This window comes from Dolichospermum sp. UHCC 0352 (assembly GCF_009711925.1).
In the GTDB taxonomy this organism is placed as follows: Bacteria; Cyanobacteriota; Cyanobacteriia; order Cyanobacteriales; family Nostocaceae; genus Dolichospermum; species Dolichospermum lemmermannii.
On the sequence record NZ_VIKY01000300.1, the window covers coordinates 15,492 to 41,128 of the forward strand.

At 36.3% G+C, this 25,637-nt stretch carries 19 protein-coding genes and 1 pseudogene; 4 read left to right on the forward strand and 16 right to left on the reverse strand.

Going from position 1 to position 25,637, the window contains the following annotated elements; genetic code table 11:
- Positions 1-138: 138 nt before the first annotated feature.
- Positions 139-1,737 carry a DGQHR domain-containing protein gene (locus FJR06_RS21760; RefSeq protein WP_168652251.1) on the forward strand — a complete coding sequence of 533 codons (1,599 nt, stop codon included), beginning with the start codon at positions 139-141 and terminating at the stop codon, positions 1,735-1,737.
- 10 nt (positions 1,738-1,747) lie between these two features.
- Here FJR06_RS21760 and FJR06_RS21765 read toward each other — a convergent pair whose 3' ends face one another.
- The 5 genes from FJR06_RS21765 to FJR06_RS21785 all read right to left on the reverse strand — a co-directional run bounded on the left by FJR06_RS21765 (position 1,748) and on the right by FJR06_RS21785 (position 6,165).
- Positions 1,748-2,686 (reverse strand): HNH endonuclease, encoded by a 939-nt coding sequence (locus FJR06_RS21765; protein WP_168652252.1) that lies wholly within the window; start codon positions 2,684-2,686, stop codon positions 1,748-1,750.
- A 35-nt stretch (positions 2,687-2,721) separates the two neighbouring features.
- Entirely contained in the window at positions 2,722-3,195 is a 474-nt protein-coding gene (locus tag FJR06_RS21770) for a DNA phosphorothioation-associated protein 4 (protein WP_168633477.1), read from the reverse strand.
- A 113-nt stretch (positions 3,196-3,308) separates the two neighbouring features.
- Positions 3,309-3,869: a Uma2 family endonuclease gene (locus FJR06_RS21775; protein ID WP_168652253.1), complete on the reverse strand. Its 561-nt coding sequence runs from the start codon at positions 3,867-3,869 to the stop codon at positions 3,309-3,311.
- 59 nt (positions 3,870-3,928) lie between these two features.
- On the reverse strand, positions 3,929-5,995 hold the full coding sequence (locus tag FJR06_RS21780) for an AAA family ATPase (protein ID WP_015079892.1): 2,067 nt from the start codon (positions 5,993-5,995) through the stop codon (positions 3,929-3,931).
- Positions 5,992-6,165, reverse strand: coding sequence for a hypothetical protein (locus FJR06_RS21785; RefSeq protein WP_015079891.1), 174 nt, complete (start codon positions 6,163-6,165; stop codon positions 5,992-5,994). Before FJR06_RS21785 ends, FJR06_RS21780 begins: the two co-directional genes overlap by 4 nt.
- 291 nt (positions 6,166-6,456) lie before the next feature.
- On the opposite strand from FJR06_RS21785, the gene FJR06_RS21790 reads away from it, so the two are divergent.
- The gene (locus tag FJR06_RS21790) at positions 6,457-7,020 is read left to right on the forward strand and encodes a Uma2 family endonuclease (protein WP_015079890.1); all 564 of its coding nucleotides are present in this window, start codon (positions 6,457-6,459) and stop codon (positions 7,018-7,020) included.
- 246 nt (positions 7,021-7,266) lie between these two features.
- Positions 7,267-9,264 carry an excinuclease ABC subunit UvrB gene (gene uvrB, locus FJR06_RS21795; RefSeq protein ID WP_041457899.1) on the forward strand — a complete coding sequence of 666 codons (1,998 nt, stop codon included), beginning with the start codon at positions 7,267-7,269 and terminating at the stop codon, positions 9,262-9,264.
- Positions 9,265-9,396: 132 nt separating this feature from the next.
- On the opposite strand, the gene arfB is transcribed toward uvrB, so the two are convergent.
- The 9 genes from arfB to FJR06_RS21840 all read right to left on the reverse strand — a co-directional run bounded on the left by arfB (position 9,397) and on the right by FJR06_RS21840 (position 22,848).
- Positions 9,397-9,810, reverse strand: coding sequence for an alternative ribosome rescue aminoacyl-tRNA hydrolase ArfB (gene arfB / locus FJR06_RS21800; RefSeq protein WP_015079888.1), 414 nt, complete (start codon positions 9,808-9,810; stop codon positions 9,397-9,399).
- Between the two features lie 171 nt (positions 9,811-9,981).
- Positions 9,982-10,239, reverse strand: coding sequence for a hypothetical protein (locus tag FJR06_RS21805; protein ID WP_015079887.1), 258 nt, complete (start codon positions 10,237-10,239; stop codon positions 9,982-9,984).
- A gap of 74 nt (positions 10,240-10,313) precedes the next feature.
- Positions 10,314-10,583 (reverse strand): hypothetical protein, encoded by a 270-nt coding sequence (locus FJR06_RS21810; protein ID WP_015079886.1) that lies wholly within the window; start codon positions 10,581-10,583, stop codon positions 10,314-10,316.
- Positions 10,584-10,723: 140 nt separating this feature from the next.
- On the reverse strand, positions 10,724-12,262 hold the full coding sequence (locus tag FJR06_RS21815) for an HlyD family efflux transporter periplasmic adaptor subunit (protein WP_168652254.1): 1,539 nt from the start codon (positions 12,260-12,262) through the stop codon (positions 10,724-10,726).
- A 70-nt stretch (positions 12,263-12,332) separates the two neighbouring features.
- Positions 12,333-15,053, reverse strand: a complete 2,721-nt coding sequence (locus tag FJR06_RS21820) for a peptidase domain-containing ABC transporter (RefSeq protein WP_015079884.1) — start codon at positions 15,051-15,053, stop codon at positions 12,333-12,335.
- 21 nt (positions 15,054-15,074) lie between these two features.
- Positions 15,075-15,671, reverse strand: coding sequence for a helix-turn-helix domain-containing protein (locus FJR06_RS21825; protein WP_015079883.1), 597 nt, complete (start codon positions 15,669-15,671; stop codon positions 15,075-15,077).
- Between the two features lie 1,194 nt (positions 15,672-16,865).
- Positions 16,866-17,249, reverse strand: coding sequence for a HetP family heterocyst commitment protein (locus tag FJR06_RS21830; RefSeq protein ID WP_015079882.1), 384 nt, complete (start codon positions 17,247-17,249; stop codon positions 16,866-16,868).
- Positions 17,250-19,684: 2,435 nt separating this feature from the next.
- A complete protein-coding gene (locus tag FJR06_RS21835; RefSeq protein ID WP_168652255.1) occupies positions 19,685-22,072 on the reverse strand; it encodes a GH116 family glycosyl hydrolase in 2,388 nt (795 codons plus the stop codon).
- A 302-nt stretch (positions 22,073-22,374) separates the two neighbouring features.
- Complete coding sequence (locus FJR06_RS21840) at positions 22,375-22,848, reverse strand: DUF5320 domain-containing protein (protein ID WP_158310519.1); 474 nt, start codon at positions 22,846-22,848, stop codon at positions 22,375-22,377.
- A 470-nt stretch (positions 22,849-23,318) separates the two neighbouring features.
- Here FJR06_RS21840 and FJR06_RS21845 point away from each other — a divergent pair, with 470 nt between their 5' ends.
- Positions 23,319-24,680: an NAD(P)/FAD-dependent oxidoreductase gene (locus FJR06_RS21845; protein ID WP_168652257.1), complete on the forward strand. Its 1,362-nt coding sequence runs from the start codon at positions 23,319-23,321 to the stop codon at positions 24,678-24,680.
- A gap of 137 nt (positions 24,681-24,817) precedes the next feature.
- Here the strand turns inward: FJR06_RS21845 and FJR06_RS21850 are convergent.
- Both FJR06_RS21850 and FJR06_RS21855 read right to left on the reverse strand, forming a co-directional pair.
- Positions 24,818-25,186 (reverse strand): annotated as a pseudogene (locus tag FJR06_RS21850) (type II toxin-antitoxin system PemK/MazF family toxin).
- Positions 25,152-25,382, reverse strand: a complete 231-nt coding sequence (locus FJR06_RS21855) for a hypothetical protein (RefSeq protein ID WP_015079878.1) — start codon at positions 25,380-25,382, stop codon at positions 25,152-25,154. The pseudogene FJR06_RS21850 and the gene FJR06_RS21855 overlap by 35 nt, the downstream one beginning before the upstream one ends.
- Positions 25,383-25,637: the final 255 nt, after the last annotated feature.

Sequence of the window (25,637 nt, forward strand, 5' to 3'; positions counted from 1 at the left end):
CCTTTGGGGGGATGGAATCATTTAGTATATAAATAAATCTAAGCTATGCGTGCAGCATATTTTTAAAAATTGCATCCCTAGTATCCATTTTTTTGGACAATAAAGCAAGAGTTAGTAACTAAGTTTTCAAAAATTAACATGAATGATAGTACAGATACACTAAATAATCAACTCGCTAACGAGTATTTAGAACGGGAAAATCAGGATAAACAGGTATTAGCTTTACTGCTAGACAGGTTTTCAGAGAAAAAAGACCAAATTCTTGTTCAAAAGACCGAAATGGGTGGTACAGAGGCTTATGTAGGTTCTGTGACATTGGAATGGTTCGCGGGACGGGTACATTTTGCGTCTGGTTTACCCCTGCTGCAAAAAAAGTACAACCCAGAGACAGAGAATATTGAAATTGACGCTGATAGTATTGATGACATTCAACAACGTCCTGTTGATTGGTCGCGTCAAGCACCGTTAGTACAGTATTTAGCAGCGAGGAAAAATCATAAATTTCCGGCTGTGTTGGTGGTAATTAATCAACCTTGGGTAGATAACCCCAAAGCAGCGGAGTGGGATAGTCAAGGACGGGCTAAAAAGGCGACTACTGATTTTATACCTTTAGATAAAGATGGTAAAGTCGGTTTACTGAATATTTCTGAAGACAATGTGACAATTTATGCTTTAGATGGTCAGCATAGATTAATGGGTGTCCAAGGTTTAATGGAGTTAATTAAATCTGGTAAACTTCAACGTTATAAAAAGGATAAAACTGCGGATGATAGTTTTATTACCTTATCTGATTTGATTGAGAAATATCAAGTAGAACCTGCTTATTTACAAGGTTTATCTAAAGAAAAAATTGGCATTGAGTTTATTTGTGCTGTGAATACCGGGGAAACTCATACAGAAGCAAAACGACGGGTAAGATCAATTTTTGTTCATGTAAATTTAATGGCTGCACCTTTAACTAAAGGTCAGTTAGCACAATTAAATGAAGATGATGGTTTTGCTATTGTAGCGCGAAAAATTGCCGTTACACATCCACTTTTAGAACAAAAACCTAATCGCAATCCCCGTGTTAATTGGAATAGTGCCACAGTAGCCGCTAATTCTACAGTTTTGACTACCCTGCAAGCTTTACAAGATATGTCTGAAAGGTATTTGGGGCAAAAGTTCCCCCACTGGAAACCTTTGGAAAAAGGGTTAATTCCCATGCGTCCAGAAAATGAAGAAATTCAGGAAGGAATTGCCGATTTTAGACTACTTTTTGATAATTTAGCTAATCTTCCCAGTTATAAAATATTGGAACACGAAGATACAACTGTTTTGCGGCGCTTCCATTTTGAAAAAGACGGAGGTGAGGGAAATATGTTATTTCGTCCAGTTTCTCAAGTTGCTTTAGCGCAAGCTTTGGGAACTTTGGTGTTTAAAAAAGATTTTGCTTTGACGGATATTTTTAAGAAGTTAGAGAAATTTGACCGTCAAGGGGGTTTTAGTAGTATGGAATATCCTCACTCTTTATGGTATGGGGTTTTATATGACCCCAATAAAAAGCGGGTACAGGTAGTAGGAAAAGATTTAGCTGTGAAGTTATTTATTTATATGTTGGGAGGAATGACTGAAAAAATGGAAGTTACTGCTTTACGTAAAGCTTTAGCTAATGCTAGGACAATGGAAGAACAAACTATAGGTTTTGATGGAAAATTGGTAAAACCGCAAGATGTAGGACTTCCGATTATTTTATAATAATAGCTAATTATGGCTGAAATATATGATGACGATGCCATTGTAAAGCTTCAATATCTGGAAAATATTTCTCTACTTTCGGTAATATGAGTATTTCCCCATGAAATTCCGTTATTGTTCTAGCATGGGGAGATACTTCTTCTAATTCTTTACTAACGATAATTTTGTATTTATCGTCAACAGCAAACCAACCTCTATCAAAAGCCCAATGATGATTTTTACAAAGTGCTATTCCGTTATGTATTCTACTGTCATAAAAAGCAGAAAATGGTTTTATATGTGCGCCGTCAACAATATTTTGATTACCAGTTTTAGTAACTTTTAACCCACAAAAAGCGCATTGACAATCATATACAGAAACAACCGCTTTTCTAAAAAAGGCATTTCTAATTAGTGTTTTTTTTAAACTCCATTTAGGGTTGTTAGGTAAATTTTCAATATCATCTAGTTTTTCTACTTCTGGATAATCTTGAAAAGTTTGATTAATTTGTAGAAATTCTTCAATTTCATCTTCATTATCCGAGAAAAAAGCGGCTACAAGTGCATCAATTAATTCTTTTCGAGAAGATTCATCTTGTAAGTAGTTAAATAATTCACTGTCTAAATATGCGTATTCAACAGCCTGTTTTAATTGGTTAGTTGTTTTTGGTTGTAAATTATTAAAACCTGCTTTAATTTCTACGTGCCAAAATCTCTCACTTTGGAGATGAAAAAATGGATAGTGTAAACCTCCTTTATAAGATTGTGAGCCAATAACATTCCAATATTTATTAAAAGCTTGAATTAATTCATCTGAGACAAAAATTTGATTATTGGTAATAACTCCTCTCATAATCAAATCAATTACGGTTAAAAGTAATATTGGTTTATATTGAGCATTACCACGTTTTCGGCTACTACTTACTTTTAACTTAGAAAACTTTTCACAATAAAAACGAAGACTATTCATATCTCACTACTTTATAAAAACGCGAACAAAATGGATTATTTTAAAAATCTAGTTAAATTAAATTCTCCTTCTATATTATTTTCTTGATAATCTATTGCTTTTCTTAAAATCAATAGAAATTGTATTTCATAATCAACAACTCCGCGCAGTTCACTTTGTAATATTTCTAATCCCCCATTAGCATACTCTTCAAATACTTGAGTCCGTTTATCCTCATATACATCTTCTCTAGAAGCAAGTATTTGGATATCACTTGTCTCAACAATTCCTAATAATTTGATAATTTTGTCATAACCCAGTGAAGCAAAATTTTCTTGTGGAATTGGAGAAGGCTCTCTTTTTGTAGTATCTCCCAGAGGAACACTTTTTTTATACTTTACTCCTAATGCTGCCGCAAATATCATCACCTCCACATAAGTTTGGAAAAGTCCCGGTGTTTCCTTAGACGCTAGTAACGACTTCACCAACTCAGCCTTATCTTGAGCAATTTTGATTCTATTTGCAGCCATAATTATAAAATATACACCCTTAACATCATAAACCAAACCTAACCTACTAATACTACAATCTTATCCTCCTCTTTGCGCCTTTGCTCCTTAGCGACTTTGCGCGAAACAAAAAATCAAAAAACATCCTCATAAACCAGAGAAAGAGGAAACGTAAAATCAACACTAACTAAATGTACATTATCACCCTCAACAAAAGGATGTAACTCCCATAAACCCCTATCATTTAAGCGAAAACAATCCAAACCGATTTTATCAGCACTAATTAAAACATATTCTTGCAAAGTTTGAATCCGTCTATACTGCTGAAACTTACCCCCCCTATCATAAGCTTCCGTACTCGGAGAAAGCACCTCAACAATTAAGCAAGGAAATTGAATAAACTTAATAGCTTGTTTATCCCGTTCATCACAACTTACCATGACATCAGGATAATGAAACGGACCATTTTCCGATATACCCACTTTAGCATCTGCCATAAAAGGACGACAATTACCACCCCGCAAATGATTTTTTAACCCAGAAGCCAAATTTAAAGCAATAGTAGTATGGGGAATAGTTCCCCCAGTCATAGCAAAAACTTCACCATTGATATATTCATATTTAATATCTTGCTGTTCCTCCCATTCCAAATACTCCAGAGGACTCATATAACTTTTCTCAAAATTAGCAACCATTTCTTTCTTCCTCCTTTGCGACTTTGCTTCTTAGCGACTTTGCGCGAAACAAAAATTATTTATTCAACCTCAACAATTTCAGTATATTCAAAACCATTCAAACTCTGACGAACCAAAGCATATCGTTCCCTCCCCAACTCAATAAAATCCTGTTCACAATTAGGCTTAGAAGAATAATAAACCAAAACATATTCCTTCCCAATCTTATCAGCAATTTCCTCCTCAACCTCAACCCTCCATTGAGTCTTAGTCACCAACACAACCAACTGATTTGCTAACTTAGGAATAGTTCGCGCAATGTGACGACGAGAATTAGCATCTAAACTCCCAAAAGGAGAATCCATAACAATAGGAAAAGTGCTACTATCAGGAACCATCATCATTTTCCGCTTCTCACTCCAGTCACGCACCTTATCAATAATACTAGCGATAAAAGATAAACTGAGAATTTGATTTTCTCCCGTAGAAGCTGCGACTGGTGCTTCAAATCCCGTCGTATTTTCCACCAAACTCAACTCATACTTTTCGCTGATTTTGGGAACATAAGGAGTAAAAGAAATATCTGAGAAAATTTCCTGTACCCGCTGTTCCAATTGGAGACGAAATTGATTTTCTTGACGGTTTTTAACTTCCGATAATCTGTCAATTGCATCTTGAGTAGCATTAATGCGACGCTGTGCTAAAGATTGTTTTTCCTCATTTTGTTTTTGCTTAGATATTTGTTTTATCAAAGCATCAATAGCTGTTTTTAGATGAGAAACTTCCTGTTGATTTGCACCTTGTTCTCGATTTAAGTCATCAATTTTAGCTTCAATTTCATCCAGACGTTTTTGTAAACTACTAATTTCCTCATTGGGATCTTTTCGGAGTTGTTCTTGAATAGTTGCTAATTCCAATTCAACTTGATTAAGATTTTCCCGTAACTGTTGAATTCGTACTTGTTCCCTGTCCGCTTCTTCCCAAAAAGCAACTGCTTGTTTATCAATTTCATCAACTTGCGCGCTCATTCTAATTGCGGTTTCTTCTACAGTGGAAGAACCAGATTTTCTCATTAAATTTTTGACATGAAAATGGGTGTGAGTTCCTTCCCTTAAATCTGCACCACAAATACAACGTCCAGTATTGAGTAAATCATTGACAAATTCCCGGGAAATTCCCGCAGTTAATTCACCTTTTTGTTTTAAATCTGTAAATATTTCCCGAAACTTAGCGGTAGTTTCCGATAACAGAACAGTATAACCCCGTGCAGAAATAACCTTTTTCAAATTCTCCCGTGTTTTTTTCAACTCTTCCCGCAAACTATCTTTTTGAGATTCTAAACTTTGCTTTCTTTCCTGTAATTCCTTAACAGCACTCAATTCTCGTAACTTGTTACTAACTTCCTTTTTGAAAGTCTGTTGACATTCCAACTCTTGATTTATTTCCGTTTGACGTTTATTAATATTGTCAATTTCCAGTTCTTGCTTTTCTTGCTGATTCAATAACTGTTTAGTTTCCGCGTCACCAATATGTTTTAACTCAGTTTCTAAACTCTTTTTAGCATCTTTCAAGTGTTTAATCGAAAGTTCAATAACTTCCACACCCAAAAAAGTTCTAATGGCTTCAGAAATTTCCGCTTTATTATCAGAACGGACAATTTCTTCAATGCGTTCACCGTCAAAGAAAAAATATTGATGTAAACTTGCTGGTAAAATCTGAGTTATAATTTCCTCAGCTTGCTGAAGTGGGAAATACCATTTTCCGTCATCTCCAGCAACTTGAATTTTTAACTGAGTTTTCCCAGCTTCAATCACATCACTTTCATTTTTATAAACCCGACAACCACGAGTAGCACGATAACGATTACCTTCATGTTCCCAACCAACTTCCACCCAACATTCCACAGGTTGACTAGGTTGAGATTCTGAAATTGCGCGTTTATTTACTAACTGTTCCGTTGACGCAAAAGCCGCACTAAATTTTTCATATAAAACCCAAGTAAACGCATTCAAAATACTAGTTTTACCTGCACCGTTACTACCATAAATCATCGTAGTATTGCGAACATCTCCACCAGCCAAAGTTATCTCTGGAGTTTTCCCATAAAAAGAACGAAAATTACATAATTTAATCGAAGTTAGCTTCATTGTACCGCTTCCTTCACAATAGTGAGAATATCATCATTAATATGACCCTTACTCTTTCTATCTAACCGACTTTTCTCCAACCTCCATACCTTCTCAATAATTTGCTTCACTTCCGGTGGTGCGCTGGTAATTGGTTCTTGAACATCTTCAATATTTGCTTCTGGTATCATTTCAAAACAGCAATAGATTTATTTTCTATTTTAACCAGTTCTGATACTATTTTTATCTATCTGCTCTTATCCCATTGCACTTGATATAATCGGTATACACAACCAGCCTTTAGCATATTACAAATTTTAACGCAGTCAGAAGCCAGAAGCCAGGGAATAAATTCCCTGTCTAATAGCTCAAGTCGGTTAAAACCGACTATTATAGGGGTATGCACTTGGATTAGATACACAGTTGCTGTATCAAATTCAAGTTAAAATCAAAATCGTACCCTAGCTTTAGGAAAACTAACCATGACAGTTACTATTGCTAAATGGAGTTTAGACGACTATCATCGTATGATTGAAATTGGCCTTTTAGCTGGTCGTCAAGTTGAACTACTAAATGGAGAAATTATCAACATGGCACCAGAAGGACCAGAACACGCGCAAATTAATACTGATTCTGCTGAATATTTGCGGGAATTACTCGGTTCAAAAGCACTGGTAAGAGATGCAAAACCGATTACAATACCTAATAGCAATTCAGAACCAGCACCAGATTTAGCAATAGTTGAACCACTGCGTGCTATTTATCGCAGTCACCACCCTTATCCTGAAAATATATTTTGGTTAATCGAATATTCTAAAACTACTCTAAGTAAAGATTTAGAGATAAAACGCAAAACCTATGCTGCTGGATTAATTAATGAGTATTGGGTAGTAGACTTAAAAAATCAACAATTAAAAGTGTTTAGAGAACCAATAAATGGTAATTATTCTAGAGAATTAACCTTTACTTGCGGTGAAATATCTCCATTAGCATTTCCAGAAATTAAAATTTCTATTCAACGATTACTACAAGGATTTTCACAATAAATCAATTGGGTGCGGCTTTTTTGAGCCGGCAAAAATAAATTCAGGCTTTGGGGGTTGACTTGCGCCGCCAGGCGTGATATTATGATAATGGGAATGTGTGCTTTTATAAAAATTTTATCACCACTCCATTATATTAATATAGCACATCGCCGGCGATGTTGCAAGCCAAACCCCGAAAAAAAAATTTCGCGCCAAACGTAAAACTGAGAAATTGTGTAGAATTGCTAGGTGTAACGTTCAAGCTAGATAATGGATTTTAATCTGCAAGCGCCTTTTGTCCCCACCGGTGATCAACCACAAGCGATCGCACAACTTTCTGCTAGTATTCAAACAGGAAATCATTATCAAACATTACTGGGTGCGACAGGAACCGGTAAGACATTCTCCATAGCCGCAGTCATTGAAAAAGTCGGTAGACCTACCCTAGTATTAGCCCATAATAAGACATTAGCCGCCCAGTTGTGTAACGAACTGCGGGAGTTTTTTCCTCATAATGCAGTTGAGTATTTTGTCAGTTATTACGATTACTATCAACCCGAAGCATATCTACCCGTTACTGATACTTATATAGAGAAAACATCAGCGATAAATGAAGAAATAGATATGTTACGACATTCCGCCACCCGTTCCTTATTTGAACGCAAGGATGTGATTGTTGTGGCTTCAATTAGTTGTATTTACGGTTTAGGAATGCCGGCGGAATACCTGAAAGCCGCAATTCGATTACAATTGGGAATGGAAATTGATCCGCGTCAAGTTTTACGGGATTTAACAGCAGTTCAATATACTCGCAATGACATAGAAATGGGGAGAGGAAAATTTCGAGTTCGGGGTGATGTTTTAGAAATTTCTCCTGCTTACGAAGATAGAATTATTAGAGTGGAATTTTTTGGTGATGAAATTGATGCAATTAGATATGTAGATCCTGTGAGTGGGGAAATTCTCCACAGTTTAGAAGCAGTAAATATCTACCCTGCGCGTCACTTTGTTACTCCTAAAGAAAGAGTAGAAATAGCTTGTGAAGATATAGCCACCGAATTAAAACAGCAACAATTAACATTAGAATCAATGGGGAAATTAGTGGAAGCACAACGCATTGATCAACGCACCCGTTATGATTTGGAAATGTTAAGAGAAGTGGGATATTGTAACGGCGTAGAAAATTATTCCCGTCATTTAGCAGGTAGACAAGCAGGAGAACCACCAGAATGTTTAATTGATTATTTTCCCAAAGATTGGTTATTAGTGATAGATGAATCTCATGTTACCGTTCCCCAAATTCGCGGAATGTATAATGGAGACCAAGCAAGAAAAAAAGTATTAATAGATCATGGTTTTCGGCTTCCCAGTGCGGCGGATAATCGTCCTTTACAAGCGGAAGAATTTTGGCAAAAAGTCAATCAATGTATTTTCGTTTCTGCAACTCCAGGAAATTGGGAATTGGAAATTTCGGAAGAGAATATTATTGAACAAGTAATTAGACCGACGGGAGTAATTGACCCAGAAATATTTGTGCGTCCCACGGAAGGACAAATTGATGATTTATTAGGAGAAATAAAAGATCGAGTTGACCGTCAAGAAAGAACGTTAATTACTACATTAACTAAACGCATGGCGGAAGATTTGACTGAATATTTAGCAGAGAGGGGAATTAAAATCAGATATTTACATTCAGAAATCAATTCCATCCAACGGATTGAGATTTTACAGGATTTGCGAAATGGTGTTTTTGATGTGTTAGTCGGTGTAAATTTATTGCGGGAAGGTTTGGATTTACCTGAAGTTTCGTTAGTTGCAATTATGGACGCAGATAAGGAAGGATTTTTGCGGACTGAACGTTCGTTAATTCAAACTATCGGCCGGGCTGCGCGTCATATTAGAGGAAAGGCAATTTTATATGCTGACAAATTAACAGGAAGTATGATTAAAGCCATTGATGAAACTGATAGAAGAAGAGGAATTCAAACGGCTTATAATAAACTGCATGGAATTACGCCGCAACCGATTATTAAAAAACAAACTAATTCGATTTTATCTTTTTTAGATGCTTCTCGTCGTTTAAATGCCACTGATTTAAAAATGGTTGATGAACATTTAGATGAATTATCGGTGGAAGATATTCCAGAGTTAATTACAATTTTAGAAAAACAGATGAAGGAAGCAGCGAAGAAGATGGAATTTGAAGAAGCTGGAAAATTGCGCGATCGCATTAAGCATTTGCGAGATAAAATGTTGGGACGTTAATATATAGCATTTATGTACAAGATTTTTTTCAACGAACCACAGAGGCACAGAGAACACAGAGAAAGAGAGAAAGGAGATGTTTGTATTTTATTAGGATTGCTATATATTATCATCACAGTAATAGCATCGTGATTATTCTGTAATTTTTCCTCTAGTCAACTTAATTTGTCCGCGCTTATTTTTACTATCAAGACGTTTTCTTTGAGAATTGCGACTTGGTTTAGTTCGTTTGCGTTTTCGCGGTAAAACAGACACACTTTTAATCAGTTCCTGAAGTCGTCGAAAAGCTTCCTCCTTATTCTGTTCTTGACTGCGGTATTCCTGCGCTTTAATCACCACAACTCCCTCAAGAGTAATGCGGTTATCTTTCAACTTCAAAAGCCGTTCTTTATAGATTTCTGGTAAAGAAGAAGCACAAATATCAAAGCGCAAATGAATAGCAGTAGCCACCTTATTAACATTTTGACCACCTGCACCCTGAGAACGAATCGCAGTAATTTCCATATCGCTATCAGGAATAATTACTGTCTGGGAAATTTCTATCATTTATATACAGTAATTCATACCTACAATACTATATCTTAACATAAAACAATTTTCACATAACTGTAAACAATTATCAGCTATCAGCAAAAACAACAAAAAAGGAAGTTGTTACTTCCTCAGAAATAAGCATTATGGGGTGTAAAGAAGAAAAAACAACCAACTAAAAATTATTCACAATACTAAATAAACAGCACTTCTGGCAAGATCAAGAGTAAAAATCTTATTATCGTAGAAACTAAATGGACCACGATATGCTGTTTCCAGGGTATTTATACCATCATAAACAGTGGTTAAAGCAACATTAGAACCACGTCCACCCAAGAAAGGTAAAGGTAAAATACCAGTACCTAAAATTTGCTGTATTTGCTCTGAATTTAAGTCATCCAAAAATGTCTTTTCCTGTAAGTCAGAAATTATGATTGTAGCCATGATCTTATTGCCTCATCAAACAGTGAATAGTTCTGGTAAACTTGACAAAATTGCCCTTGAATCTGCTAAAATAATTACCGATTTACCCAAGCATTAACTGTCCGAGCGTAATCTATCGTATTAAATTTATTATCATGAAAACTACCGGCTCCTTCATAAGTTGTTGATATGCTGTTTAGTCCATCATAAACGGTGGTTATAAAAACATTAGGACTTAGCCCTAAACTGGGATAGCCTCCCCAAAAACCTCCCCCTAATAAAATACCTAATTTTGATATTTTTAAATCATCAATAAAGGTTACTAAATGACTAGGATATAAGTCATTAATTACTATTTTCTCCATTATCGTATCCTCGAAATCCTTAATTCATTTAACTACTTAATTCTGACATTTTTCTTTTAGGAATAATCAAAAAGTTGCATATTAACGTCTATTAAAAAAGACATAATTTATTGAATTATGTCTTCAGTATAATACCTTATTTAAAGCTCTAAACCATTTTTCTGTAACTTCTTAAATGGATCTAAAATAAAGTCAACAACTCGACGTTGACGAATGATTACTTCCGCACTTGCTGTTTGTCCAGGGGTAAGAGGAATTTGTTTGCTACCAACTTGAATATAAGGATTTTCTAAAGCGATATCTAATTCATAAGTTTCTATTCGGTTAGAACTATTTTCTTGAATTTTAGAGTTAGGTGAAATCCAACTAATCCGTCCTGATACAATTCCATATTCTTGGAAAGGATAAGCATCAAATTTAATTTTTACTGGCATTCCTACCTTGACAAAACCACTATGTTGACTGGGCATACGGGCTTTCAAAATCAAAGCGGTATTTTCGGGAGCAATTTGAGCAATCATTTGTCCTAATTGTACCACAGAACCAGGTTTTTTAATAGGTAATTCAAAAATTATTCCATCAATAGGAGAGCGGACAATTCGCTGTTTTAGTTGTAAATTTAAAGATGCAAGCTGTCCTTTTGTTTGCATCATTTCTGATTGAAGAGAAATTATTTGATTTTGGATGTCTTTAAACTGTTCCTGACTTTTTAATAAAACTAATTCTCCTCCTTGCATAGAACTTTTATAACTATTTTCTTCTTCTTGTAAACGTAGTTTTGCCTGTTCAATATCTGAGCGAACTTGATTCATTAGTGACTGATAACGGCTGACCTCTTCTTTTAGCCGTAACTGTGCTGTTTGCAGATTAAATTTTGCTTCTTCTTGTGAACGTTGACTTTCTTCGGCAATTTTTTCCAATTCTACTACTTTAGTTTGAGAAATTATTCCTTGCTTTAACAACAGCCGATAACGTTCAACTTCAGAAACATCTCGACGTAACCGACTTGTAGCTAATCTATAGTTAGTTTGAGTAGATCGTATATTCTGTTTTACCTGATCAATTTGGGCTAATTTCTCCAAATCCTGGAAATTATAGGCACTTTTTTTAGTCTCAAATGTTTGTTGGGCTTGATTAAGTTGAGCAAGTTTTTCTAATGATTGAGATTGATTTTGCTGACGTTGAATATTAATTGCCATGAAGACTTGATTCTTCAGTATTTCCAGTTGAGATTGTCGATTTTTTAACCCATCTAATTTATCTTTTATTTGCTGTATTTCTGTTTGTAAAACATCAGATTGCATTTCTACTAATACCTGTCCAGCTTTAACGATTGCACCTTCTTTAACATTAACAGCAACTACACTACCAGTTACCGCACTATCTAATTTTTGTGTTGCCCCTTTGGGTTCTATTCTGCCACTAGCACTTCCTGTTTCATCAACTTTAGTTAACATTGCCCAAGGTAAAATAATTGCGGCAAAACTGACTAATAAATACAACATGGAACGAGTCCATACTTTTGGTAAAGCATCTAATAATTCTTCTGTACCATAAAACCAATCTTGGGCTTTATTTAATGTCTGAGTCTGAGGTTGATTTTGGATAAAAGCAGTAGATTCAGTTTGATTCTGCGGCTTTATGGTAGTTGTTGGTTGTGTGTAAACTGACTGTGGCATAAATAATTTTAGAATTCTGGTTATAGATCCCCAACTTCTTCAATAAGTCGGGGATCTGGTTATTAAACAATTAATTTGTTTGTGCTAATTGTTGTTGATTGAGATAGAAATAATGTCCTTTTTTGGTAATTAATTCTTCATGTGTACCGCTTTCTACTAAAACACCACGATCTAAAACTAAAATTAGATCAGCATGACGAACTGTAGAAAGACGGTGAGCAATAATTACACTTGTACGTCCTTGCAGAATTTTTTTGAGGTTGTTCTGAATAATCCGTTCAGATTCAGCATCAAGGTGACTTGTAGCTTCATCTAATATTAAAAGTCGCGGATTTCCCAGTAAAGCCCGGGCAATTGCTAACCGTTGACGTTGACCTCCAGATAACATTCCGCCTCCTTCACCAATTTGGGTTTCATAACCCATTGGCATCCTTTTGATAAACTCATCTGCACCTGCAAGTTGGGCAGCTTCCACAATCTCTTCTAAAGAGGCTTCTGGATGGGCAATTGTGATATTTTCCCGAATTGTTCCGCCAAATAAAAATGTATCTTGATCAACAACTCCTATTTGCGATCGCAAAGAATGTAAGGAAATACTAGTAACATCTTGATTGTCAATTAAAACTCTTCCATCTGTCGCTAGATATAAACCCAAAATTAACTTAGAAAGTGTTGTTTTTCCAGAACCACTGCGCCCAACAACTGCTACAGTTTGCTCAGGTAAAATTTCAAAACTGAGATTTTCTAAAATATTAATCTCACTTTCGGGATGATAGCGAAAGGTAACATTATGAAAACGGATTCTCCCGATTAATCTCGGTAAAAATTGTCGAGGGTTATGTTCTAAATCTTCCTCTAGTTGTGCTTCCAGTACATCATTAATTCGTTCTGTAGCAACAATCACCTCTTGTAACTGATTCCACAAAATAATTAATCGTTGGAAAGGCTGAATAATATTACCCAGTAACATATTAAAAGCAACTAACTGACCAATAGTAAGTTGATTTTGAATGACTAACCAAGCGCCAAACCAGAGCAACCCTGTACTTGCTAAAGATTGAATAGTAGAGCTAATTAATTGCAGTTGATTACTAATTACTTGACCACTAAAGTTCTTTTTGATTAAATTGTTTAGCAACTCTTCCCAATGCCAACGAACTGTTTGTTCAATAGCCATTGAGCGAATCGAAGAAATTCCCGTCAAGCTTTGAATCAAATAACTATTTTCCAAAGTTCCTGCTGTGAATACCTCTCGACTAATCCGCCGCAAAAATGGTGTGGCAAAGAATGTTAATAACACAAAGGGTGGCACAATTGCCAATGTCATTAATGCCATTGGTGGACTGTACCAAAACATTAATCCCACATAAACAAAAACTGTTAATAAATCCAAGCCAATAGATAGAGCTTCACCCGTCAGAAACCGTTGAATTTTTTGATTTTCCTGAACACGAGAGACAATATCTCCCACATAACGAGACTCAAAAAATGACAGAGGTAAGCCAAATGTATGCTTAATAAATCCCACCATTAAAGCCACACTAATGCGGTTAGCGGTGTGATCTAGTAAATATTGTCTTAACCCATTAATAGCAACCCGAAACAACCCAAAAATTAACAATCCAAACCCGACAGTATTTAAAGTTAAGATGCTACCTTGAACAATGACTCTATCTAATAAAAGTTGAGTAAATAAAGGTGTGATTAATCCAAATACCTGAATTAATACCGAAGCAATAAATACTTCTAAGAGAACCTGAAAATGCGGTTTAACTAAATCAAATAACTGCCAAAATGGCGTGTTAGCTTCTTGCGTTTTTTTGAGTGAAGTTGTAGGCTGTAATAGTAAAGCGTAACCAGTCCAACCTGCAAGAAATTCCTTAATAGTAAGCTGACGTTGGCCAATAGCGGGATCAGCAACAATTACCTGTTTTTTGGTAATTTCATAGACAACAATGTAATGTCTACCTTGCCAATGAGCGATCGCTGGTAAAGATTGTTGGGCAAATTTATCCAAACTGGCTTTCACCGGACGGGTAGCAAAACCAAGGCTTTCTGCTGCTGCACTCAAACTTCGCATGGATGCACCACTCCGGCTAACATTAGCCAGATCCCGCAGCCGATTGATACTCAGGTTTTTTCCCCAATAACGGCCAACCATAACTAAGCAAGCAGCACCACAATCAGCAGCACTTTGTTGTTCAAAAAATGGATAGCGTTTAGTAAATTTACGCCACCAATTACCAACAACTACCGTAGGAATAGGAAAGTATTGAGGGCGTTTTTTTACTTGTGTTGGTGGGGGAATTATTGGTTGAGGTAAATTGGCACTATTTACAGTTCTTGGGGCTTCAATCAGCGGAATTTCTGAAGAATTCGCAGTGTTAATTAGCTCTGCCTTATTCAGCAAAAGATGATAAACACTAGGAAACTCTCCCATTACCTTAGTTAATATTGCTTGGGGAAGATAGGCAACCTTTAAATTCATAGAAGCTCTAGCCACATAACTGCTAAAATCTTGTTCTGGAAATAAAGTTAACTCCCCAAATGATGACCCTGAAGTGAGAGTATTAATTAAATTGTTCGAGCTATCAAGTAATCTCACCTTACCAGTCAGCACAACATAAATTCCCGGCTTTGCTGTTGTCGCTTGCCAAAATTGCTTTGCTACTGGTGGTTCAATAATTTCTAAAGCCTTGGTACAATCTATAACTGCTTGATCTGATAAGCCATCACCCAAGACTTGCCTAATGTGTGTAACTAACTGTTCCTGAGAAAACGCTGATAGCATTTCCTAACCTCCAAAACACTATTATTTATTGGTCTGCATGAGATTCAATGACCAATGAAAACTAGGTTCAGGCGGAGAATGCAAATCACTAATTTTAATTGCTAAATCCTGATTTTCAGTAGTTATCAATGGGGAACTTTTATGTTTAGTAGAAAGTCCCATTTGTTTAAGGAGGCGATTAATGTGGCGATCGCTAATTTGAATTCCCAACTCTTTCGCTAAATGTTTACTCAACCATTGCGCCGTCCAATCACCAAAAGCATAGCCATATTCACGGGGACTAGAATTGACTAATTCCTTCAATCTTTCAATATATTGATGATTAACAATCTTTGGTCTACCCAATGGGCGCTGATTCCATTTGTGAGCCATCCCCGCCTCAGCAGTACCTATCCAATACCTAGCCATCTCCTGAGAACAACCAATCATGTCACAAATATGAGTTTGCGATTTGCCCATATCTGCTAACAACATAATCTCAATTCGTCGCCGATATTCTGGTTGTGAATTGCTTTGTAAATTTTTTAGCAATGCCTTTCGCTGAAAAGGTGTTAAAAACTTACTTTCATAACCATCGTAAATATCAATAACCCGATTTTGATGAGAATAAGATGACATAATTCTTACCAGTTGCCTTCTACTTTCAAATTTGGGCAAATTTATCTGTTACATCGATTGCTCAAAGACAGATGCCAGAAATTTCACAGATATTCAGTATTTAATTTGGAGGATGTTTCATGAGTATTTATGTGATTCTCAATATCTATGCAGCAGGCATAGCTGTTATGTCCCTCAATCAACAGCACTGTCTGGTAAAACACCTATAAATAAAGTCCAAAAAATTCGCTTTCTCATGCCAAATTTATCTGCATTAGTTAATCAATCCTCAAATATTTAAGTTCATGCAGTTCTAATTACCCAATAATTATGGAACAATTGTGCTAAAAATTGCAGCCCCAAAATAGATAAGCTCAGAAGGAGTAATCTATCTCTTACACTAGCCTAAAAAGAGAAAACTCTCATCAGCAGACGTTCTTAAATATGAAATCGTCTACTCGATAGCTGAGACTGAGCCATTCAGTTTAGATAAAAAAGTGATGAAGCTTTGATTGTTATCTTTAAATTCTGCTATATCTTCTTCTAAAATTTATATAAAAAATAAAATCTTCATCTAAACTTCATCATCTCTTCATATAAAATTTATATCAACTTAAAGCTGATATAAATATGGTTAGTAATTTCTAGTAAATCCTATTGTAGAATTTTATATCCATGAAAAAGAAGCTGTAAAATTATTACAACTTCTAATTGCAGTTATATCAATTGCCAGTTGACATAACAGTAAAAATTTGCAAATAAGAGCATGATTTCACCATGACCTTCCGTTTCCTCCTCTACCTTGATTACCAAAGTTAGCCAAACCTTAGTCACAGGAAATTTGCTAGAAAAAGTTATCTAGCCATCTCAATTTAATTAGGGCAACCCACCACCCTAATTGAAAACTGCTCAAGCTTCTGAGGAAAAATAACCACCTTTAGTCATGGTTCATCAGTCTTGATGGAGAATTTAATTAATGAAAAACTGAATGCAAAAGCAATCAGCCTATATGTTTCATGTACAGACACAAACAGTTTTTTGGGAAAAATGCAATTTGTCTGCTATGAACCTTTATTTAGGTTGCTATTTCTAATTTATAAGATGTTACCAGTGTATATTTGCCATTGTGGCAGAACTTTATAAAGGATTCAGTAATTGCAGTTACTCACATTGAGCATCATACTGAGTAACAAGCAATTACGATATAATCAGCAACTATGCCGACTTTTTTCCCCGACCATTGGCGCGTGCTTCAGCATGATGCTTGCCGCCAACTTCCATATAAGCTAAATCCTTAATCTTGCTTAAACAGTTAGATGCCAGATTGCCTTCGGATCTTTTCTCTGTGGGTGGTTTAGCAATTTTGAGAGTTTCATGATTTTGTGTATTCAAGCGACTCATGCGAGCGTTTTCTTTCAATATGCGGTTATAAGTGCGATAAGGAATATAGTGCATGGGATTATAGCCCACAAACCGCAACATTAAAACACAAGCCCAAGAATACTTCCCTGCCAAAATCGCTTCGACTACTTGGTCTAACTGTTCAGGATGGATTTTTGCTTCTAAGTTGTTACCACTGCCAGCAATATCTTGATTCATAATCTTAGTTATCTTTGAATTGAGTAAATTAGTCCAGTTGGGAGCAAATGCGATGGTCTTCAGCCAAATTGCTGTTGCGGGAACAACCGGAACCTATAGGTAATCAATTGGTGGCAGATGTTGAGAAAAGTAACAACTTTCGATAAAAGTCCGGTACTTGCGAATATTGATACCTGACGGGAATGGGAATCAGAAAACTGGATCTCTACGATTACCCATTTAACTAAGCTAAAACGCGCATTTGACCTGATGATTTTTTCCATAACCTGACCTGTGATTGAAAACCTGACTATTTTTAATCAAGTCTGTGTACTGCTGTGCCTTGCCGTGTATACCCTGATTTTCTGGGCAGTCTTACAGTTTTCATTTAGTAATATCTATAGCTCACAGAAATAATATGTATTAATTGTGCCTGGGCTTTAGATTTATACTTACCAATGAATCAAAGGTAAAAATTTACCTTGTCTGTGGCTTCTACCTGGAGGAATTGAGTTTGGCGTAGCTTTTCGTAGATGCAATTATGTCCTCTTGAAATTTCCAAGTGGAAATTTTCTGCTTCTCCCTAGTTACTGCTGTATAACTTCTTACCATTGATTGTGGTGCTTTTGCTGTAAAAGCTCACAATTACTGAATGGAATCAGGAAAACCATTGATTTCTCAATTTCAAAAGCCACATTTTTATTTATACTATTTTTTGTCGCTAATGTCATCTGCCAAGGTGGCAAGATTTAAGTTAAATTTACTGAACTTATCTAGATATTTACTTATGTCTTGTGCAAGTTTGATTTTTGTCCCCAGTTGGCAAAAAATGAGGGGTGTTACCCCCCACTTTAATCTCAATGGCAGATGTTATCATCGTTATACAAAGCAAAAAAACTACGAATCACCTTTGTCTATGCTCCGTAGCATATAGATAGTCGTCGCAACTATAGCTCAAAAACAAATGAACTTTAATTACCACAAATTTAATTTTTATATAATAATTACTTTAATGAGAATCATTGCTTTGTAGGCACTCTAAAGCTTTAAGTCCTAAAATTCTGACGACAATAAAAATAAATATCAATTACAAAATAATTCCATAATTAACAGTATTGTTTATTGTTAATACTCTGGGTTTCGATATTAATCTAAATTACCAATATGTTTGCTTTTATATAAAAAAATACCTGTAGCTATATCTGGACAGCAAAAACTGGATCACCATGAACCTTTCACTATTATCTTATTTGTTTAGTAAAAGCTATTTGTTTATTAGGGAAAATTGGCATTTAATTAAATAACTAGGTTGGTAATTATATGTATGCAATTTATTAATATAAGTAAGATTACAGTAATATTCATTAAACTGATTCGGTAAGAAGAACCATCATTATTTATGGTCAATTGCCGCAGATTATTCTTGTCAAAGCCGATACTTAGGTAGAAAATAAAGATCAAGTCCGTATGGCTAAGTAATTCTTAACAAATCAAATCTGCTCAAATTTCCGGGTCTCAAACGCTACTATTCAGCTTTGAGAGCGAATTATTAACTTACCTTTGGGGGTTAAAGTCCCCTGCTTCTACAAGCAGCGGGTTTTGCGTCGGGGTAAAATCCCCGTTGCAAAACGTAATTCTAAATTCTAAATTCTAAATTCTGCATTCTTTTAACTGAGATTTTCTCAATAACTTGCCCAGAAATTTATCCGGTAGTTGCTTGACAGATCAGAATGAGGAGGTTATAGTGTAACTCCCAAGCTGTTTAAGTTTTTAAACAAGTTGGGCAATTTTCACAAGCAGTTCGCTAGATCGAAATTTTGACTCTATTACAACTAGCTGGGAACTTATCAGCTAAATTAGGAGTCGTAAAAACTAAGTGCATTTGAACCTGACTAACCTGACATCATAGATTGATAAAGCTCCTGCTGTCCTTGCTTTATTCAACTAGCCTGCATCTACTCATATTACTAAATTTAAGGTCTACTGATAAATTCTCATCTGTTTCCAACCAGAGTAGAGAATATTTTTAGGTTGTTGATTTTAATCTTTTCAATTTCCATAACCCTAAATAAAGTAGGGAATTGGTAATTGTTTTTTGTGTCTTTAAACGTGCCATCATTTTCACAGCCTCGGCAAACGCAATTACTGATGTGATTTATTGCTAATTGCTGACTTCTCATTTTTCAGTGGCTTTGCGAGCGAAAGTCAACCCAATGATACTTGAGCAAAAAATTTATCCATGTTTCCCGGACCGACTAATTTTATCTTGAGTGGGAGTTTAGAAGTTATCTTTGTTGTTAAATCAGGAAAAAGAGGCATATCTTAAAGCATTGGTTTTCAGATTTAAATTCCTCAACTCTTAACCATTACTGATTTTTTCGCCCAATTCCGGAAATAACCGGAAAATAAAGATCCCCGACTTCTCAAAGAAGTCGGGGATGTGAAAAGTATCAAATTTAACGAACTAGCAAATAGATTCCCCAAATAGCCATAGCGCGGAGATAGGTACTAGCGCGGAAAGTGCCATTAGCGGTGATTGCTTCCGGGGTGCGAAATTGCAAACCATTGTCGTAAATTTGCCTCACCACAGCCTCAGTTAACCGCATTGCCTCATTTTTCATGTTCATTTGCACCAGGAAAGCTGCTAGACCAAAATTGATTCCCGTCCAAACTTCCAAAGGATGAGTAGAATTGGGATTTTCGGGTAAACCATTGGGAAGAACACCATTAGCAGCGCCAAATTCACCATTTTGAAACTTGAGAAAACAGGAATCATATACTTTTGTTAAGGCAGACAAAGCGCGATCGCTCGGAACAATATCTGGTAAACTCAATAGACGAGCGTAGAATTGCCCACACAATTGGTCAGCCATAACTACATCAGAACCACTGTCACTATCCAAACGGTAATACTCACCATTCCAAAGCTTCTCCTGATAAATTGGCTTCGATTGACTTAACCAACCTTGATAAATAGACCCTTGCACCTCCACCTCTGCGTCCTCTGCGCCTCTGCGGTTCGTTAAAATCTTAGAAATAGCAATAGCAGCTTCCAAAGCAGCTAACCACAAACCACCACAATAAGCACTCACACCTTGTAAACGCCAATCATCAAAAGTTTGGTCAGGAGCGCCAGAATTTTCTGGTATACTGTCACCATCGAGATCAAAAGTTTTCACATAATCGAGAGTTTGGACAATAGCATCCCAACAATCTGCTAAAAATTGAAGATCATTTGCACCGGTAAACAGAAAATCTCGATATACCTGCAAAACGAAATCACAACCTAAATCTTTCCACAGGTTGCAATCTTGATAACTAGTATAATTGGTTTTTTCCCAAACGTGTTCATTGGGTGCGCCTAAATCGTGGGGTGTCGCACCGGCAATTTTCCGAACTGCGTTGGGACTTTCAGATTTGATAGTTAAATAATAACCGATTATTCTAGTTCTATCATCACTTTGGGGAATTGCCCTAGCAAAAGCCCGAATTACCGATTTTTCCAATTCAGGGAATAACATCAATAACCCAAAAGAACCGTATAACCGCACATCTAAACTTTCATACCAACGATAATCTAAACATTCTAACACGGCAAATTGACCAACGGGATCAATTTCTGAGGCCGCACTCCAGAGAGTTCCTCCACTGGTTAAATCGTAGAGTTCGTTAAATAAAGCCATTTTGAACCAGTCAGGTAAATCTGATTTTGCCAAAATGGGATTTTGCCAATCTTGAATGAGCGATCGCCAATTCTGATATTCTTTAAGAGCAGTAGTGGCAATCTGCCAAGCATTCTCACCATTACAACCAAAAAAGTCTGTATATCTGCGGTAATAGTTCACTCCCGCGGCAAATTCTGTAACGGGAAAATCCCAACTTAACACAAAAGGAACTTCTAAATTTTCCCCAGGTTGCAAAGTGAAACGCACCGCAATTGCTGCACCTAATCTGGTATTTTCATCTGCGGGAGTTTCATCTATATAATTAGGTAAAGAACCATTTGTAGAAAAACTTTGCCAAACATCTTCACCATTACCCACAGGATTAAATCGGGAATGATAGAATATTTCCACTTGAGGATTCTTTGCAGTTGCAATACACCAAGTTCCGTCTCCTTCTTGAACAGTTTGACTATTAGAAACTTGACCTAAAACACAACCAAAATATTGATCATCTTCTGCTAAACAATTATAATTTCTTTGACTTTCTCCCCAACGTGGTAGATATTCATAAACTGGACTTCCATCATCTCTAACTCTAACTTCAGGAGATTTTAAAGTATTAGTAAACCAACCCACCATATTTTCCCAAGTTAGCATAATGCTAATGGTAATTGGTGCATTTGTGGGGTTGTGTGCTTTCCACAAGAAAACCGCAACCGGATAACTTGATTCTTGATAATTATCTGCCCAAATTGGCGAAAATTGCTCACAGGTTAATTGAGTTTTTAAGACATTTTCATAAACAAACCAACTGCGGGGATAAAGTGCGTGATATGTACCTGAATTCTGTTCCTGAGACTGTGGATACCATTGCCAAGATTGCAGTGTATGATCTTCTGGAGGTTGGGTAGATAATGCGTAAGCTTGTCCAGATTCAAAAATACTAAATTGACAAGCGGGAACAGTTTTAAAAGTATGTTCTCCCCCGTCAATGTGCCACAGGTTAAAGTCTCCCCGTGAAGAACGTCCTATACACCCTGCACCAAAGCCACCAAGGGGCATTCCGTGCCAGGGACCATCATCAATATTACTGGGATAACGGACGGTGTAGGGCTTATCCCAGCCTAAGCCAATGGGACGTTTCCAGGTGCAGGGGGGTATTTGGGGGTGGTTTGTCATGGTTTGAGTTTCAAGGTTGACGCTAAGGAAGACTAGCGAAAGATAACAGAAAATCAGGAAATAATGCAATAATTCATTACAAGCTTGATCAACTTACTAACCATTTAAAATCAGACGATAGCTAGGTTCGTAAGTCGTGTAGAAAATCATTTAATGATTCATTTAATGATTTATTAAATGATTTTTTGCAAGACACTAAAAACCATAGTTGTCAGCAAAGGATATTAGGTAAAATAAATAGTCAATAAAAAACCAGCTAGGAACTAACTTAGCTGGTTATTTTTGTGTGTAAAATACCTTACTTACATTTTATCACTAAGTAATTTATTAATCATCTCCTGTTGCTGCTTTAACTGTTCTTTAAGCATTTCTAATTCTGTTTTCTGATCATCTGCTTGTGATTGATTAGCGGGTAATTCTGGATTAATTTGGTTAGCTCTATCAGAGATATCTTGGTAATGCTTCTCTGATACTTTTTCGTTATGTCCACACCACGCTGATACTATTTTTTCATCACGCCCTAAATCAAAAACTTGATGAGTGATGAATGTATGACGGGTATTATAACAAGGCAGGTATTTTCTTAATTTACCCTGCTCTATAAGAGTAGGAATTATGCCTATAATCTTAGAAGTAGAAGTGCCAGTAGTGCCTCTCCAGTTAGCTCTAAGTGTACCATCTTTGACTATTTTCCCGTCAACCTTGAATACTATATCATTATCTTTTCCTTGTGGTATTGACTTTAACAATTCCCATAACTCACCATTCTTAGGCATAGGGAACATTCTAATTAATGAACCATTTTTATGATTCTTTAATGGGTAAAATGACTTGGTAAGATTATTGTAAGTCCTCCTAATCAAAATTCTTTCTCTGTCAAATGAAACATCACACCACATCATCCCAATAGCCTCACCCGTCCTGCATCCTGTAAGAAACTTAAAAGCTAAAATGTCATACCATTTAGCTTTAGTTTTGTGATTACCAGATATTGAGTATTATAGCACCATTGACACCTAGCGCGATGTGTAATTTTTCTCAAGTCATGGGTGAGAACTATATTTTCATTGCTGGAATTTTAGATAATTTTAATTAATAGATATTTTCCCGATTCCTTTTTAATAGTAACTTTGACTACGTTTAGTATTTTTTCAAGCGTTCCAAATAGACGGCAAAATACATTATAATTTTGTTACATATTTGTTAAGAAAGGTTACACGACTCTTAACAAAAGGAAATATGGTTTATGGTTGTTCCCCGTGAGAAGAATGCACCACATGAAGTTGTTATCGTTGGTGGTGGCTTTGGTGGATTGTATGCAGCAAAGGCTCTTGCTAAGGCAAAAGTAAATGTTACTCTCATTGATAAACGGAATTTTCATTTATTTCAGCCGCTTTTATATCAAGTTGCCACAGGTACACTATCACCTTCTGATATTTCCGCACCATTGCGATCTGTATTCAGCAAAAGCAAAAATACAAAAGTGTTGTTGGGAGAAGTAAGTGATATTAATCCCAAAGCGCAACAAGTTATTTTGGGTGATGAAATAGTCCCTTATGATACATTAATTCTGTCCACCGGTGCAAACCATTCCTATTTTGGTAAGGATAATTGGAAAGAATTTGCTCCCGGATTGAAAACTGTGGAAGATGCCATAGAAATGCGTCGGCGGATATTTTCAGCCTTTGAAGCCGCAGAAAAAGAAAGTGATCCGGTAAAACGTCGGGCTTTGTTAACTTTTGTGATTGTGGGAGGAGGTCCAACTGGTGTAGAATTGTCCGGTGCGATCGCTGAATTAGCATACCAAACCCTCAAAGAAGATTTCCGCAACATTGACACTTCAGAAACGAAAATTTTACTATTGCAAGGGGGCGATCGCATTCTCCCACACATTGCCCCAGAATTATCAAAAGTAGCAATAGAATCTTTACAAAAGTTGGGTGTGGTTATTCACACTCAAACCAGAGTCACAAATATTGAAAATGACATTGTTACTTTCAAGCAAAACGGTGAATTGACAGAAATTCCCTCAAGAACTATCTTGTGGGCAGCCGGTGTGCAAGGTTCAGCTTTGGGGACAATCCTCGCTGAACGCACAGATGTAGAGTGCGATTTCTCTGCCAGAGTAATTGTCGAACCTGACTTGACTATCAAGGATTATAAAAACATTTTCGTAATTGGAGACTTAGCTAATTTCTCCCATCAAAATGGTAAACCCTTACCTGGTGTTGCCCCCGTAGCCAAACAAGAAGGAGAGTATGTAGGTAAACTCATTAAACGCCGGCTTCAAGGTCATACTTTGCCAGAATTTAAATACAATGATGTGGGTAGTTTGGCAATGATTGGGCAAAATTTAGCCGTTGTAGATTTAGGTTTCATTAAACTCACAGGTTTCATTGCTTGGATATTTTGGCTAGTAATTCACATCTACTTCTTAATTGAGTTTGACACTAAATTAGTGATAGTAATTCAATGGGCTTGGAATTATATTACTCGCAATCGTCGCTCTCGATTAATTACAGGGAAAGAGGCTTTTTTGGCAACAGAAACTGTTAATAATAGCAGTCATTCCCAGACTACAGAAAAGAAGCAACCAGCCAAACTCTAGAATTTGTGGTTTGTAGTACCACGGCATTAAAATTTATGGGAAAATCCGCCATTCTTTCAACACTGAATTCAATTAGTGTGAGGTGGCGGGTTTAATTGTGAGTGCTACTACGTCCAGTAAATTGGGTGTATTTTTAGTCATTTAATATTCAAAACAATAGCTAAAGCATTACTAATTTCCTGCATAATTTCTTCCGCAACTATTCCCACTTTTTTAATTAGTCGTTGTTGAGAAACTGAACGAATTTGAAAAGTATCTGCTGTGGATAATTTGCTTAAATTATTCTCTGCTGTTGTTTCAATACGTATCATCCAAGGTACTTGTGCAAAAACTTCGTTCTATCCGGTAATAGGTACAATAACCTTTAAGCGTAAAGTACCTATATCATCATTATTAACAATGATACAAGGTCGGGTTTTGCTAATTTCATCCCCTACTGTGGGATCAGCATTATACAGCCAGATTTCACCTCTACGCATAATCTTGGTACTCATAAAAATCTTCATTACAAGTATCAACAAATTCTGTTAAACTGCTTTCTGTTTCATAATAAGAACGCATCATTTCCGCAGCAGCAGTTAAGCTCAGTTTTTGAGGATTTTGCATTTCTTCACGCATGAGTTTTAAGGCAAATTCTATTATCTCTAGTCTTTCGACATTAGGCATTTGTTTAATAGCTTCTAAAATTTGGGGGTTGATCATAATTTGTGGCAATTGTAAGTAGTTTCTATTTTAAAGTAAGATATACTGACTCTGCAACCTTCGTAGGTTGGGTTGTTCGCGTCAGCGTTGCGGAGCAATGGAACGAAACCCAACACCATCCACCAGAATATTATAATTAATGTTGGGTTTCCTTGCGTCAACCCAAACTACGGGGTAAAATCAAGATTATAAAACACAACTTTAATCACAGGATATTTATAGTATGGAATATCGCCGCGCCAAAGTGGCAGGAGG

Excerpts from the sequence above, each read along its gene's own strand:
- FJR06_RS21760 (WP_168652251.1), top strand. The coding sequence starts at position 139 with ATGAATGATAGTACAGATACACTAAATAATCAACTCGCTAACGAGTAT.
- FJR06_RS21765 (WP_168652252.1), bottom strand. The coding sequence starts at position 2,686 with ATGAATAGTCTTCGTTTTTATTGTGAAAAGTTTTCTAAGTTAAAAGTA.
- FJR06_RS21770 (WP_168633477.1), bottom strand. The coding sequence starts at position 3,195 with ATGGCTGCAAATAGAATCAAAATTGCTCAAGATAAGGCTGAGTTGGTG.
- FJR06_RS21775 (WP_168652253.1), bottom strand. The coding sequence starts at position 3,869 with ATGGTTGCTAATTTTGAGAAAAGTTATATGAGTCCTCTGGAGTATTTG.
- FJR06_RS21780 (WP_015079892.1), bottom strand. The coding sequence starts at position 5,995 with ATGAAGCTAACTTCGATTAAATTATGTAATTTTCGTTCTTTTTATGGG.
- FJR06_RS21785 (WP_015079891.1), bottom strand. The coding sequence starts at position 6,165 with ATGATACCAGAAGCAAATATTGAAGATGTTCAAGAACCAATTACCAGC.
- FJR06_RS21790 (WP_015079890.1), top strand. The coding sequence starts at position 6,457 with ATGACAGTTACTATTGCTAAATGGAGTTTAGACGACTATCATCGTATG.
- arfB (WP_015079888.1), bottom strand. The coding sequence starts at position 9,810 with ATGATAGAAATTTCCCAGACAGTAATTATTCCTGATAGCGATATGGAA.
- FJR06_RS21805 (WP_015079887.1), bottom strand. The coding sequence starts at position 10,239 with ATGGCTACAATCATAATTTCTGACTTACAGGAAAAGACATTTTTGGAT.
- FJR06_RS21810 (WP_015079886.1), bottom strand. The coding sequence starts at position 10,583 with ATGGAGAAAATAGTAATTAATGACTTATATCCTAGTCATTTAGTAACC.
- FJR06_RS21815 (WP_168652254.1), bottom strand. The coding sequence starts at position 12,262 with ATGCCACAGTCAGTTTACACACAACCAACAACTACCATAAAGCCGCAG.
- FJR06_RS21820 (WP_015079884.1), bottom strand. The coding sequence starts at position 15,053 with ATGCTATCAGCGTTTTCTCAGGAACAGTTAGTTACACACATTAGGCAA.
- FJR06_RS21825 (WP_015079883.1), bottom strand. The coding sequence starts at position 15,671 with ATGTCATCTTATTCTCATCAAAATCGGGTTATTGATATTTACGATGGT.
- FJR06_RS21830 (WP_015079882.1), bottom strand. The coding sequence starts at position 17,249 with ATGAATCAAGATATTGCTGGCAGTGGTAACAACTTAGAAGCAAAAATC.
- FJR06_RS21835 (WP_168652255.1), bottom strand. The coding sequence starts at position 22,072 with ATGACAAACCACCCCCAAATACCCCCCTGCACCTGGAAACGTCCCATT.
- FJR06_RS21840 (WP_158310519.1), bottom strand. The coding sequence starts at position 22,848 with ATGCCTAAGAATGGTGAGTTATGGGAATTGTTAAAGTCAATACCACAA.
- FJR06_RS21845 (WP_168652257.1), top strand. The coding sequence starts at position 23,319 with ATGGTTGTTCCCCGTGAGAAGAATGCACCACATGAAGTTGTTATCGTT.
- FJR06_RS21855 (WP_015079878.1), bottom strand. The coding sequence starts at position 25,382 with ATGATCAACCCCCAAATTTTAGAAGCTATTAAACAAATGCCTAATGTC.